We start from the raw sequence: 13,496 nt of genomic DNA, 5'->3' as shown, positions 1-13,496 counted from the left end.
GCGTGTATCCCCCTTTATGCGCGGTCAAGAATACGCGAAAGACGGTGCACGTCCTCACGGCGAAAAATCGGTAATTCTGCGAAGGATTGCTTGGTGGAATTGACGCCCTTTGATTGAAGTGCTAACTGGGTCGTCGTCCCGCAAAAAGGGACGGTTCGGCTTTCGGTCAATGAGGGAGGGTCTCATGGAATCGTCTGAACGGCCTACCTGCGCTATTCATGGCGGTACCGTCGTGACCGGCAAGGCAATCCTCCCATCACACGATGTCTGGATATCCGGTCAGAAAATCACAGCGATAAAGCCGAGTGGTACAGAGGTGCCCCCGGGCTGCGAGGTTGTTGACGCGCGCCATTCGATCGTCATGCCTGGTCTTATCGATTCGCACCGGCATTTATGGCAGACCACATTGCGGGGAATGTGTTCGGATCTGATCGCGCCGGAATATCGTCACGAAGTTCGCGAGGCGCTGGTGCCAGCATACCGTCCTCAGGATGTATACGCAGCGACATTGGCAGGCGCGCTTGAACTCATTGATTGTGGTATCACCACGGTCCTAGACTGGGTTCATATCCTGAACAGCCCCGAGCATGCCGATGCGTCGATTGCCGCTCTCCAGGCGTCCGGCTTACGAGCGGTTTTTGCACCCAGCGCTCCAAACGATTTCGAGGCAACGCTGTGGTGGTCCGATAGTGCTAGACCTCACCCCAGCGACGTACGACGGCTGCGAGAAATCCTGTCAGATGAACACGCGCTTGTCACCATGGCATTCGGCGCACGAGCGCCACAACTGGTTCAGCGCGAAGTGCGAAACCATGACTGGAAGCTCGCAAGAGAACTCGATCTGAGAATCGTGACGGATGGCGGGATCGGCGCCGGTCTGTGGGGCGGGCGTAAATTTCCGATCCGCCTCCTCGCTCAAGACGATTTGCTCTGGCCAGGAACCGTCTACGTTCATTGCAACAATTTGGCGGACGATGAATATCGGATGATCCGCGACAGCGGCGGTTACATCTCTATGTCGCCATGCGCCGAAATGTATGTCGGGTTCGGAATGCCCGCAACACGCAACGCGCTCCAAGCCGGCCTCAAGCCGGCATTGTCGACGGACTCGGTGACGTTCGTTGCCGGAGATATGTTCGGCACCATGCGTTCCACGCTGGCCGCGCTGCGCGGCACGATCGCAGCCGAAGCGACGGACCGCGATGAGGGTGTCGCGCCCTGGACGGTGACCACCAGCGACATATTTGAAATGGCGACCCAGCTTGGCGCTGACGCTTTGGGTCTGGGAGCGCGGGTTGGCTCGCTGGAGATCGGAAAAGCCGCCGATATCGTCCTCGTCAACACGCGATCGCCGCGTTTGTCGCCAGCCAATAATCCAATCGCTACAATCACTTTGCTAGCCACCCCGGCCGACGTTTCCCTGGTGATGATCAACGGGAAAATCGTCAAGGAAGACGGTAAACTGATTTATCCAGAGGTGGACAAGGTGCTTGATAACCTCAATTCCAGTCGGGATTGGCTCGTCGAGAGCCAAGGCGCGAAACTGGGCAACGCCGCGCGCAAGATTCTCGTATCCTCCGGATTCGAGGGCCTTGCGATGACGGACCATTGAATTCTTCCGGAGGACCCGATGCTAGAATATTCTTACTACGCACATGTCAGAGCCAAGAGCTATCGGCTTGTCGTGAAGGAGGGCACCCCCTTTCCAGAAAAGCTCATCTTCGAGGATTGGCGCCTCGTTGAGCAGCGACCGAGGGATCGAGTGAATGAAGCCGTGCTCGAGGACGTGGATGCTCAAGGGTTTGGATCCTATCAACAGGACATTCTCTCAAATGAACTGAACTGCAAATGAACCCGGCATGAGGAACAATAAAATGGCTGAAACCTATTCGGACTACGTGCACATACGCCACCCTGACTACCGCATGGTCATAGCGACTGACGCGATGATGCCGGACGGACTGCAACGTGATGATTGGCGTTTACTGAAAGTTCGGCCAGCCGACCGATTGTCCGCGGGAGGGCGTAAAATCGTGGATGACGAAGGCTATGCGATAATCCGGGTCCACGTGTCGCTGAACGAACTTCGTGCTCTGTAGCATGTTCGGAAATAAAAGCTGGCGGCTGCAGCGTTAGAGACCGCCGTCGCCAACCGGCGCGTCCGGTGAGGGTTGTTTGTGGCGGGCGCGAAGCCCCGTGCAGGCAAGCGCTAGCGACAGCAATTCAGCCGTAGCTGTTCCAGCCCGATGGATGCGGCATCGCGCCCAGACGACGACGGAACTATCAAAGATTGCTCGGGAGAAATTTCAACCCGCATCTATGTCTTGTCCCAGCGCCGGCTAGATCCGCGGGCGGTGCTTGCACCAGCGAGTTGTCTGCCGGTTGTCAGTCCCGAACAATCGAGCGGCCAACTTAGCAGCACCTCACACGGTGAATAAAGCGCCTGAGCGAACGAGCGGAGTTCGCTCAGACATTGCAGACCGCCAGTCGAGACTAGACGAGTTTTCCAACCGCGTTTTCCAGCACCGACCAGGCCTCGCCCCCGACTTTTTTCTTCCAGTCGACATAGAATGAGGTCGAACGAAGCGTCTCGCGGAAAAGGCCAGCAGCCGGAGCCTTGATCTGCATGCCGCGTTTCTCCAGATCGACTTGTACAGTCTGGTTGAGACCGGCAAAATCCTGACGCTGCTTGAGCGCTGCTTCCTTAAATCGCTGGGAGACCACGTTTCGAATATCGGTGGGCAAGCGTTCCCAAGCGTCCTTGTTGGCAACCGGTACCCACCCATCCCAGGAGTGACCGGTGAGAGTGCAGAACTTCTGCACCTCGTTGAACTTGAAGGTGTCGACCACGGTGAGCGGGTTTTCCTGCCCGTCAACCAGGCCTGTTTGCAGTGCAGTATAGAGATCAGCAAAAGGGATCGGGGTCGGAGACGCGCCAAGGGCTGAAAAAAGCGACGTCAGGAAGGGTGTAGGGGGCGTTCGCACCTTGAAACCGTGAAGGTCTTTCGGCTCGAGCATGAAGTGCTTGTTGCTTGTGACGTGCCGCATGCCGAGATCGTGGACCCCTGGCAACACAACAATCTCACCGCGCTTGTTGATCTGATCGGCCAGATAATTCCCGAGTTCTCCTTCGATGGCCGGCCAAATCTTCTCCTGGCTTTCGAAGATAAAGCCCAAAGTCGGCAGTCCGGCCGCGGGCGTGATATTCGACAAAATCCCAAAAGAAGACGTGAGGAATTCTACCGCACCTGATCGGACCTGGCTGAGTTCCTCGACCGGATTTCCCAGTTGGCCGTTGGGGAAGCCTTGGATGACAAGCCTTCCTTTGGTGTCATCTTCGATAAGCTTGCACGCTTCGAGCATGCGTTTTGGCATCGGCTCTTGTGGTTGAAGTTCAAGGGCAAGCTTGTAGGAGAACTCCGCCGCTTGAGAGCGCTTTACACTGAACGTCGTGGCGGCCGCCAATAGCGAAACGCCACCGATAAAATTTCGTCTGCTGATCGTCATCATTTCCTCGCTCCCAAAGGTCAGCCACCAAGGCCATCCGTTTCTCCATCCCGTCTTCAGCCTTCAAGTGACCGTCGTCCAACGACGCTGCCGTGAAGAATGTCCCGCTACTCGGGACACCGACCCAATATACTCTTTTCCCTAAATTCCTGTCAAGGCGCGTTAAAACAGGGATTTTCAACTTGAGTGATTGTCGTCGTCTGGTGGTACCCTGGCACGGTTTCTGCCATCACTAAGCAAACGCTGCATGCAGGTTGAGGGTAAGCGATCTTTTCCTCGCACATTGACCAAGTTCGAATAGCTATTCCGCAAACGCCGCTACGCTATTGATGGCCAGAACGCGCGAGAGGCAGTCATCGAGCAGCTCGACGACTGCAGACGAACTGGAATGCGGCAAACTGATTGGATGCCAGAAGAATGCGAATGTGTGGCCGCCATCGTCGTCCGTAGCATATTCCCAGCAGTCCGGGAGCCCTGTCGAGCCCCAAGTGAAGAAGTGCCAGGTTATCCGTTCCGGCCCTACATCCGTTGTTCCCAAGGCAGCCATCTCCACCGGACATACCAAACCACTTGCTTCAAGAAGTTCACGGCTAGCCGCATCTCGAGGCAGTTCACCTTCCTCAATGGTACCTTCACAAACTGGCACCCCGCCGACGGATGCCGAAAGTCGAGAACTTCGAGCCCATGCTCGGTAGCTCTGGTGACGATAGGGCAGGCTTTCTGGACGCTGATCATCCAAAGGAAATGAATGGCAGACGGGCGAGTTGTCAACGGCGGCTTAGGGCCGACTGCCGTCATGGTAGAGAAGCACCGATACCGTTGATAAAGTCGCGTCGAGATCGTGCGGCAGCATCTGGATTGCGGCTGGCGCGCCAAGGTGCAGCTCCCTTTATGCTGGTTTCGGCATCGGCGTCGGTATTAGCTTTGCGAGTTTCCGGAGGTTTTGGGCTGCGGCTGCGAGGTGGAACTCATCTCTAGCTCCATTCGGCCCTCGTAGTCGCAAGCGATCCAATCTGAGGATGCGTTTGAGGTGAGCAAAGAGCATCTCGACCTTTTTCCTCTCCCGTCTCGAAGTGACATAGGCTTCCGTTTTGGCGATATCGCGAGCCATGTCGCGAGCGCCCTCATGGATGGAGCGTGGTATTTTGCGCGCCGGGGGTGTTCGGGCAGCATTTGGGTTTCAGGGCGCAGGGATCGCAGTCGTGCTTGCTGGCTCGGTAGCGTACCATGCCATCCTCGTCGACAAGCGGACGCTCATTTTTGTAGGTGATCTGTCGCGAGCGTAACTCCTTGCCGCCAGGGCAGGTATAGAGATCGCGTTTGTGGTCGTAGACAAAGTCGGCTTTTTCGAAAGGGCCGTCGCGCCGCTCGGACTTGTCGAAGACCGGGATATGCGGCTCTATCCCCCGCTCGTGCACCAGCCAGCCCAGCATCTCGGCAGAACCATAGGCGCTATCGGCGGCCAGCCGTTCTGGATAAAGGTCGAAGCGATCCTGGGTGCGTTCGATCATGGTGCGTGCCGCGCCGACTTCGGCCTGTCGGATCGCCCGGCTCGCTTCGACGTCAACAATGGCATTGTTCATATCGATCAGATAGTTGGTGGCGTAAGCGAAGAAGGCATGGCCCTTCTGCGCTCCGGTCCACTGCGCCGCCGGATCAGACCTCGATACGAACTTCGGCTTCACCTCACTGGCCACACCCCACGCCGCGTCATCGAGCGTGTCGAGATATTCCTGGACCGAGCGACGGGTCTCGGCCATCGCACTCCAGTCGACAGTTTCCGACCCTTCCGCCGAGCGTTGCTTGTTCGCATCCGCCTTGATCAGGCTCGCATCGACGGCGAAGCCTTCGCCGCCGACAAGACCCTCGTCGATGCAACGCCTTACTGTCGTCTCGAATAGCTCGCGCAGCAGATCACTATCCCGGAAGCGGCCATGCCGGTTCTTGGAGAAAGTCGAACGATCCGGCACATCGCCTTCCAGGCCGAGCCGGCAGAACCACCGATAGGCGAGGTTCAGGAGAGCCAAGCGTTCCGCGCCTCTGGTCTCAACCTCGTCGTCAGTGCGATCGTCCACTGGAATACAGTCTATCTTGACCGCGCGGTCACACAGCTGAAACGAGTAGAACGAGATATTCCTGATACTCTGTTGAAGCACATCTCGCCGCTCAGTTGGGAGCATATCAACCTTACCGGCATCTACACCTGGGATGCCGAACATCAGATGCTGAACGGATTTCGATCGCCCCGCCTGCCAGGCGGGCTGCGGCGGGTCGCATAAGTTCTCATTCCGTTCGCCCTTAGCGTACGAGGCCTTTGTCAACCAAAGACAGCAATACCCTTGTACTCCACTGCTTTCCATGCGATTCTTCGGGCTTGAAGCGAAGGAAATCAGGATGTCTGAAACGATGCTGGCAACGCTTTCCAACATTCGGACAGTCGAAGACATGATCGTGGCGTTCGAGGATGAGCAGCATTGTCGGCGACTCCTGGAAGGCATGGTGTGGCCGGAGGGGAGAATCTGCCCAGCCTGTGGTTACAAACGCTCGATCGCGATAGCCGGCCGCGACATGGGCAAGCGTCGTGCACGGCCGGGTCTCTATCAATGCTCCAGCGGTGATTGCCGGTTCCAGTTCACGGTGACGACCCACACGCCCCTGCACGCCACGAAGCTTCCCTTGCGTATGTGGCTCAAAGCGATGTGGCTGATGCTGCAGTCGGACAAGGGCTTGTCCTCGGTGCGCCTCGCCGAGGCTCTCGGGGTGAGCCAGCCCACCGCCTGGCGCATGGGGCATGCGCTGCGCCTGATGGTTGCGCGCGAGCACATGCTTGATGGCACTGTGGAGATCGACCATTTCCATCTCGGTGGCCGCCCAAAGAAGCATCCAGATGATCCACCGCCCGGAAGAGGCCGAAAAGGTCAGCCGAATACGCAGAAAACGCCTGTCATGGCGATGGTACAGCGGCCGAACGACGACACGCCGGGCGCTCCGGCGGGCGATGCTCGTGCCGCGGTCGTGACCGGCCTTTCGTTCCGCGGCGCGGCGCGCGTCATCGAAACGCAGATCACGCCCGATGCCCGCTTGATGAGCGACGAGGCGAAGGCGTTCATGGCCATTGGTGAGCGTTTCGCCGAGCATGAGACCGTAAAGCACTCCAGCGGCGAATATGTTCGCGACGCTGTCCACGTCAATTCGGTAGAAGGGTTCAATTCGCGTGTTCGCCGCACGATTGCCGGCGTCTTTCACCACATCAGTCCGCAGCATGCCGATCTGTATTTCCACGAGATCGGCTTCCGCTGGTCGCAGCGTGTCGTCACAGGAAGTACCGTTCGCAAAACCCGGAATGGCCGCGCAATCGTGCGAACCCTCTGGTCGCGCGTGCCTCCAGCCCTGCAGTTGCCGAATGTCTTTCGCGCGGCGATCGGGCGGCAGATGCGTCGAAGCCCGGATGGCGGCATCAGCATCAAATCAGCCGTAGCTGTCTTTGGTTGATAAATGCCGCGTACGATTTTGCACTCCTCTTGTTCCCGTCCCTATTAGTGCGTCCTGGTGACACTGGCCATCAAAATTCGGGATCATCGAAATTGGCTCGTGGAAGCCAATCTCGATGACAACTTATTTTCAGCCAAGCGCAGTTTACTTTCGGTCTCCTATCAGAAGCGCGATGCCAAGACCCGCAGCGGCCGCGATTGCCGAATCTCCGCGGTCGAACTCCTTGCAAATGGATAGACTTGCCGACTGTGACGCAACGACAAAGAGTAAGCACCCGCCACAACGTTACGGCTTGTAGCGGACAAAAGAAGTTCGAGGGAGGATGACGCCTCCCTCGAAAGCTGACCTCAATCGAGGTCAGCGAGGAACGTCGCCATGTCGCGTGCAAATTGCTCGTCCTCGGCCTGCGCTCGTGCGACGAGGGCAGCAACCTTGTCAATGGCGTAGGCGCGTAACCAATATTTAACTAATTGATCCTAACAGATATCTTCTGCTCTTATGCATTGATTTCCGTTCGCGGTCTGCTGCTCAACTTCCCTATTTGTAAATGAAACCGATTGACCCGTGGAACTGCCCCTCGCGTGCTGGCATATCCCGGCCGCCGTAAAGCTTGTTGATGCGGTTGAGCATGAAAGTCTTGGCGTCATTCTCCGGGCTGAAATTGTCGTCGGGACGATCTAGCTGACTGCGGGCCGTCGGGCGGACGAGATAGGGTGTAGCGATGATGACGAGTTCGGTTTCATCACGCTGGACGACGCGCTGCCGGAACAATGTGCCGAGAAGCGGAACCTTGCTCACGCCGGGAGTACCACTTGTAGTTTGAGCAACGTTGTCGCGGATAAGGCCTGCTAGCGCGATCGCGCCACCCGACGGAAGCTCTACCGTCGTTTCAGCTGAACGACGTTGAAAGGTCGGTTGCGCGCCGGACGCAGACGGCGCCGGCTCGGAGACATTCGTCGTAATTTGTAGGCTGATGCGGCCGGACGACAAGACCACAGGCTTGAAGGAAAGATTGATGCCGAAGTCGAAAGGAGTGACCGTCGCCTTACCGTCATTATCGGTGGTGGTGAAGAGCACTTGACCGCCCGAATTAAAGGTAGCGGCCTGGCCGGATACTGCAGTCAATGTCGGCTCAGCTAGCGTCCTGACGACCTTGGCCTGCTCCAGCGCGTTCAGATAGTTCGAGATGTCATATTTACCGATAGAGCTTTTGAAAAGCGCTGCCAAGCCGCCAGCGGTTGTTGCTGCTGCACCGTCGGCCGCGGGTGTTCCCAGTTGGGCAACAGTCAAGCCCGCGGAGTTTGAAATCAAATTATCGAATCCGAGTTGCTTCAGCACGTCTCTCCGGATCTCTGCGATGGTAACTTTGAGTGTGACCTGATCTTCTCCTTCAATACGAAGCAAATTGACGATCTGCGAACTCTGCCGGCCTTCCGCAAATAGCTGCACAGCGTTGTCTCCGCCGGAGGCGGTGGCAGTTTCGTTGCGAGTCGTTGCTTCACCGCCCTTCAGAAAGGCTTGTGCGAGTTGGGTGGCCTGTGCGGCGTCCTGCGGTGTGCGTACCGTGCCTGTCAGAACAATATTGTCTGACGCGATTTCAACATTGATGTTGGAATCTGGGATGAAGCGTCGGAGATTACTTTCGAGACCGGTAACGTCGCGCTCGATAGCGATATCAAGGTTGACGATGCGCTGACCATCGGAGCCGAAGATAAATATATTTGTCTGACCGACAGTTTTCCCAAAAAGATAGATGCGACGAGAGCTACGTGTGACTGCATCGGCCATGGTGGGATCAGCTACGAGAATATCGTGGGCGTCGACCGGCAGGTCAACGACGAGCGCCTTCTTCAAACCCAACTTTATGCTACGATGAGCGCCAGTGCCCGTCTGGGTGATGATGGTCATACCATCAGGATCGGCCCAGGTGACGTCAGCTTTAAGAAAAGCCAGTCCAATGCCGGACAACGCGATTGCTAACGCCATGCTGGCAGTTTTGCTCAACCTTGTGCCGCGCTTCATATTGCCCATGCGCACTTCCTTCAATCAGTCTTCGGCGATCAATTATCGTCGCCCTTGAGGGGATGCTGGCGAGGCGTCACGGCTCTCCACATCCGGTGGCCAGAGGCGACGGCTTTTCGTGTTGTGATGGGTATGTGTTGATTCGATAGCAACGCGCCATTTGCAAACTGGCGAACCACCTTCGACGCGCACGTTTTTTGCGTGTTTCAGATGCTCGTCTCGTAATTCGGACTCTAGATACGTCTCTTGGCACTGGTGGCTACATTTCCAGCAGAGGGCCGGCGACATATCGGATATCGCCGCTCTATTTGGTGTCACAACGGATTCCCTGTGGCTACAAAATGGTGGCGTTAGCGACCTGGGGATCGTTCCGGGAGAAGTGCTCAAGGTTCCACTCGTCACGGGAAAACTGAACTGGCCAATCGTGGGAACGATAAAGCCCAACTCAAATGTTGTTCTGGAATTCGAGAACGTACGGGGAGCTGCGGTTTGGGCGACAGGAATTGAGATGATCACCGTCAAGAAAGAATCAGAGAACCGCTCAACGATCGAGATTGATCATCAAAACGGTTTTGTATCGGTACTTCAGGGATTGACCGCCGTTCAATAACAAACAGGCGACATGGTCGATGCGGATGACCTCCTCGGCAAGGTAGCAGACGAAGAATTTGGCTTCCAGGTGCTGGAGCGTGGCGAGAACATAAACCCGTTTGAGGTGCTCGCTACCTCCACCGAGACCAAGAAGTGACACACGCGATGACATCATAACGACCGTTCTCCCTCCAGGACCCTTCTACGCGAAGCCGAGCTTATGAAGCGGCTGGACGTCGGTCGCACGCCGGTTCGCGAAGCGATCCAACGTCTGCAGTATGACGGCTTTGTCTTCGTCAGCGCGCGGCGAGGCACCTTCGTGAGCACGATCGACATCAACGACCTGACGGATGTCTACGAAGCGCGCGCACGAATCGAATCTTGGGCTACGCGGCTTGCCGCTGAACGTCTACGCGAGTTCGCAGGCTGGACGCTCGTCAGTTGATCGAGGAGCTGAAGGAGACGACTGGACCAATGGCGCTGGAAGATATCCTGGCTCTGGACCGGCGCGTTCACCGTTTCGTCTACAAGGCGGCGAAGAACCCATATCTCTCTAACACGCTGGATCACTATCACAACCTGTCGCTAAGGATCCTATACGTGGCGATGAAGTGGTGCCCGACGTTAGTCCCTCGTCTCGAGGACGTTCTTCGCGAGCAGGTACTGATGCTGGAGGCGGTTTGCTCAGGTGATGCGGATCGGGCCGAGAAGATCGCAACGGATCATGTGGCGGTCTTCGAGGTGGAGGTTCGGAAGGTGATGTAATGGGCGCCTTGAAAGGATAGGAACCTTCAACCCTGTTATTTATATAGAGCTAACGCGCTGAAATTGCTCGGCCGCAGAGGTATACTGGTCTTTAACGTAACGGCCGAAATGAGGCCGGCCACAGAATTCCGCGCCGCGAAAGTTCCGATTAAATTTTACCGGCTTTCCCGACGTCGCAGAATAGTGCACAGCACCGCCAGCTTCAGCCTTCGGTAACAAGCAACTTGTCGAGTTCTCTCCGGCAACGATCAAATCACTTAGTCAAGAGTAACGGCATGTCTCCATCGTACTTATTAAAAAGCCAGCTTTCGGAAAAGCAGATCGAAGCGGACGTGTCGTTTTATCTAGGTTGGTGCTCAAACGAGATGCCCTTTCGGCTTCTTGATATCGACGAGCAAGAAACGGGTGCCGACAAGCTTTCGACGGTCACCGTACCGATCTACATACAATTCAAAAAGTCGCAGGGTCTGCAGCCGCTTCCTCCGGAACAGCGAAAGCGCCGCGTAGTTGAGGACAAGATGCAATCTGTCCGTCGATTTCGTAGAGACAATATGCTGTCAGACGATCCCACACTCTTTTTTGGTCTTCGCGCTATGGCCGAGCACGCCAGCGATTTCCAGCACAACATACTTCTGGATCATCACCGACCTGAAAGCAGTCACGCGATCTACGTCGCGCCATTACATCTGGACAAGGAGCGCTACTTTGTCGATTTGCTGACCGGCAAGAGGCACCTTGACGACCCTTGGATATGGAAACGCGCCGAGCTATTGTCGGATATCGGGCATCGCGCATGGTTGAGCCGCTACGCCTTCCAGCCTTTTCTAAGGAACCATATTTCGATCGCTCCGCACGAGAGAGTAAGCACACACCGCCACTTCTACGCCTTTAGCGCCTCCGGCGACGAAGTCAGCTGGCATTCGCCCTCTATAGTTCCCGGGGGCCCATTCAGGCTGTCTGACTTCATGACAAACAGGGTCCGACAGATGATTGCCGGTACTGGCGATCTCCCCTCGCCCGAACAAGCTCTTGGCGTGTGCGAGTATGTCGCTGAGCAGTACAACTTCGACATTCCCGGTCTCCGATCCTCAGGGACCGCCTTCGATCGCCTTCGACACTACGGTCGCTGGCTGCATAAAGCGCATGATATCCGGCAAATCCTCCTTTGTGCAGACAGGGAGAAAATCAAGGCAATCCGGGAACGGGTGCTTAGCTAGCTTCCAGGCGACTATTGCATACACGCGTCTCGTTACGTCCACCCAGCAATCGTAGGAAATATGGTTCAGCGGCCCCAGCATCGGGCTCTGGACCGGAGATGACAAAAACGCGTGCCCGCTTTGAACTCCACAAGGAGAGCCGAACAACTAGCTAACGATAATGGCACATTAACAAGAAGATGCGAAAGCAGCGATAAGTACCTTATTGTTATCATTGGAAGAAGGTCACGGCAGCAATGAGAAAGCTATTTTCGTTTGGGCGCAAATTTAAGGGATTCGATCCGAAAGCCTTCCGTGCCGAACTTACTAATCTAAATGAGCGAGATTTTGTAAGCTGGTTTGCGGGATCGGTTTTACAAGACGGGGGGCGCCCAATGGTACTACTCCACGGGACATGCGCTCTAATTGAAGAATTTCGACCGTTATCGCATTTTGGCACCGCTCTAGCTGCACGCGATGGCTGGGTGAGAAGCTACAACAAGAATTATTTTGTTTACCCCGAAGAGCATCAATTCACGCAAAGTGGGATCGATCGAAGCCCACGCAACAACGTCGGATTCGGCAGTTTTTACATGGTGGCGATGAGAGCGACCCGGCCGATCTTCTTGGTGGATCCCGGAGACACCCACGATATTTCAGTTTTTGTCAGCCAGCTTTTAAACGCTCAAATTCTATCTACAGCTGATGCTGAAGCAATCATGGACAGCTCCAAATCGGAGGCCATATCATTGATCCAAGATGCTTTACTCAGTTCTGGCTTCGATAGCATCTGCTATCGAAACGATTTCGAGGACAGCGGGCAAATGTCTTTTGTAAATCTTTTCCCTGAGCAAATTCGCCCAGCTTTTAATGCGCCTAATGGCCTGACATACTTCGATTCAAGCCCATTAAGCTGGGCTCAGAGGTGTAGAGCCCCTAAAAGGATATGAACCGTGGACCAGTTGACCGGTACATAGTAGGTCGCGGAAATCACGATCAAATTGCCAGTCTCATTTTGGCTTTGGCCTCCTCTACGTGCGGATCGCCGAGCCTCCGAGGTGCGGCGTCCGCACCGGTTCAGAGTGCGGCGCGGAGGCTTATTGATCAAGCGCGCTTCCCCAGTGGAATATGACCCCCGAACGAAGATCATCATAGTCCACGATGACAATGTCGAGGGAGACCAGAACGTCCCGTGCTGTCGCTCTCATGCCCTTCGGAAGGATGAGGATTTTACGATAATCTCGTTTCAGTCTCTTTTCATAGACAAGCAGCTGGCCGACAGCTTTCAAATTGGCGCTTGTCTTTGGAAAAGCAAGCTTGTCTTGAAGTGACTGGGGGAGACCATGGCGAGCAAGTGGCTTGCCGTCTAGAAGTCGGATGATTGGCCGGCGTATCACCGTGTCTGTATCGGCTCCCGCGGCCTCGGAGTATGCGTCACCTCCGATCTGCACGAAGTAAACGTCATCCCCATGGGGAACGGCAGCGACGTCCCCAAGCGCGATCTCGCGTATGAAACGCCAAGTGTGCTCCAGAGCATTTGCGAGGTTTTCATCCGGGTAGTCACGCTTCAGGATTGCCCGGAAGTCGTCTTTAGACAGCGGTCGATTCAGCAACTGGTCGGAGTCGCTCCAACCGATCGCAATCACGTTTTCCGACAGGAGCGGAATAGCCTGATCCACCCTACCCGGCTTCAGTCTCAGACCCCACGTTCCCATCCCAAATCACTCCATCTTCATTTGCTCGCAGCGGGATCCAAGGACCGAAGCCTTGCAAGCTCCAAATAATTGCGAACAATGAAACCGAGTGCTTCCGAAGGGATATACCTTTGGAAATTGTCGCCGCGCGCGATCGCCTTTTGTACATTCCGAGCGTCGATATCGCTCAAGCCACTGAAATCAAGCCGGCCTTCATCTCGCGCGATGC

The 13,496-nt window shown here is 55.8% G+C and carries 12 protein-coding genes and 2 pseudogenes; 9 read left to right on the top strand and 5 right to left on the bottom strand.

The genetic code is table 11. The features are described from left to right. Positions 1–184 precede the first annotated feature (184 nt). The 3 genes from FHT71_RS13580 to FHT71_RS13570 are packed head-to-tail and all read left to right on the top strand — an operon-like array spanning position 185 to position 2,099. Complete coding sequence (locus FHT71_RS13580; RefSeq protein WP_183720235.1) at positions 185–1,612, top strand: amidohydrolase family protein; 1,428 nt, start codon at positions 185–187, stop codon at positions 1,610–1,612. Between the two features lie 18 nt (positions 1,613–1,630). Continuing rightward, complete coding sequence (locus FHT71_RS13575) at positions 1,631–1,852, top strand: hypothetical protein (RefSeq protein WP_183720233.1); 222 nt, start codon at positions 1,631–1,633, stop codon at positions 1,850–1,852. A gap of 22 nt (positions 1,853–1,874) precedes the next feature. Then, positions 1,875–2,099 carry a hypothetical protein gene (locus FHT71_RS13570; RefSeq protein ID WP_183720231.1) on the top strand — a complete coding sequence of 75 codons (225 nt, stop codon included), beginning with the start codon at positions 1,875–1,877 and terminating at the stop codon, positions 2,097–2,099. 394 nt (positions 2,100–2,493) lie between these two features. On the opposite strand, the gene FHT71_RS13565 is transcribed toward FHT71_RS13570, so the two are convergent. Continuing rightward, a complete protein-coding gene (locus tag FHT71_RS13565) occupies positions 2,494–3,510 on the bottom strand; it encodes a TRAP transporter substrate-binding protein (protein WP_183720228.1) in 1,017 nt (338 codons plus the stop codon). 886 nt (positions 3,511–4,396) lie between these two features. Continuing rightward, positions 4,397–5,525 (bottom strand): annotated as a pseudogene (locus tag FHT71_RS13555) (IS1182 family transposase); the annotation flags it as partial. Between FHT71_RS13555 and FHT71_RS13550 the strand changes: the two are divergent. Next, a pseudogene (locus FHT71_RS13550) lies at positions 5,514–5,786 on the top strand (Tn3 family transposase); the annotation flags it as partial. The pseudogenes FHT71_RS13555 and FHT71_RS13550 overlap by 12 nt on opposite strands. A 115-nt stretch (positions 5,787–5,901) precedes the next feature. Beyond that, positions 5,902–6,999, top strand: a complete 1,098-nt coding sequence (locus FHT71_RS13545; protein WP_183720223.1) for an IS1595 family transposase — start codon at positions 5,902–5,904, stop codon at positions 6,997–6,999. 537 nt (positions 7,000–7,536) lie between these two features. On the opposite strand, the gene FHT71_RS13540 is transcribed toward FHT71_RS13545, so the two are convergent. Both FHT71_RS13540 and FHT71_RS13530 read right to left on the bottom strand, forming a co-directional pair. Next, a complete protein-coding gene (locus FHT71_RS13540; RefSeq protein ID WP_183720220.1) occupies positions 7,537–9,030 on the bottom strand; it encodes a type II and III secretion system protein family protein in 1,494 nt (497 codons plus the stop codon). 532 nt (positions 9,031–9,562) lie between these two features. Next, positions 9,563–9,787 (bottom strand): hypothetical protein, encoded by a 225-nt coding sequence (locus tag FHT71_RS13530; protein WP_183720381.1) that lies wholly within the window; start codon positions 9,785–9,787, stop codon positions 9,563–9,565. Between the two features lie 45 nt (positions 9,788–9,832). Here FHT71_RS13530 and FHT71_RS31630 point away from each other — a divergent pair, with 45 nt between their 5' ends. The 4 genes from FHT71_RS31630 to FHT71_RS13515 all read left to right on the top strand — a co-directional run bounded on the left by FHT71_RS31630 (position 9,833) and on the right by FHT71_RS13515 (position 12,523). Then, entirely contained in the window at positions 9,833–10,057 is a 225-nt protein-coding gene (locus tag FHT71_RS31630; protein WP_246718002.1) for a GntR family transcriptional regulator, read from the top strand. A 29-nt stretch (positions 10,058–10,086) separates the two neighbouring features. Beyond that, positions 10,087–10,377 carry an FCD domain-containing protein gene (locus FHT71_RS31625; RefSeq protein WP_246718001.1) on the top strand — a complete coding sequence of 97 codons (291 nt, stop codon included), beginning with the start codon at positions 10,087–10,089 and terminating at the stop codon, positions 10,375–10,377. A gap of 275 nt (positions 10,378–10,652) precedes the next feature. Continuing rightward, entirely contained in the window at positions 10,653–11,594 is a 942-nt protein-coding gene (locus FHT71_RS13520) for a hypothetical protein (RefSeq protein WP_183720215.1), read from the top strand. A 236-nt stretch (positions 11,595–11,830) separates the two neighbouring features. Next, positions 11,831–12,523, top strand: a complete 693-nt coding sequence (locus FHT71_RS13515) for a hypothetical protein (RefSeq protein WP_183720212.1) — start codon at positions 11,831–11,833, stop codon at positions 12,521–12,523. Between the two features lie 147 nt (positions 12,524–12,670). On the opposite strand, the gene FHT71_RS13510 is transcribed toward FHT71_RS13515, so the two are convergent. After that, on the bottom strand, positions 12,671–13,288 hold the full coding sequence (locus tag FHT71_RS13510) for a hypothetical protein (protein WP_183720209.1): 618 nt from the start codon (positions 13,286–13,288) through the stop codon (positions 12,671–12,673). Positions 13,289–13,496 lie beyond the last annotated feature (208 nt).

Source organism: Rhizobium sp. BK060, assembly GCF_014193145.1.
Lineage (GTDB): Bacteria > Pseudomonadota > Alphaproteobacteria > Rhizobiales > Rhizobiaceae > Rhizobium.
This window is presented reverse-complemented; position numbering and strand designations above follow the sequence as displayed.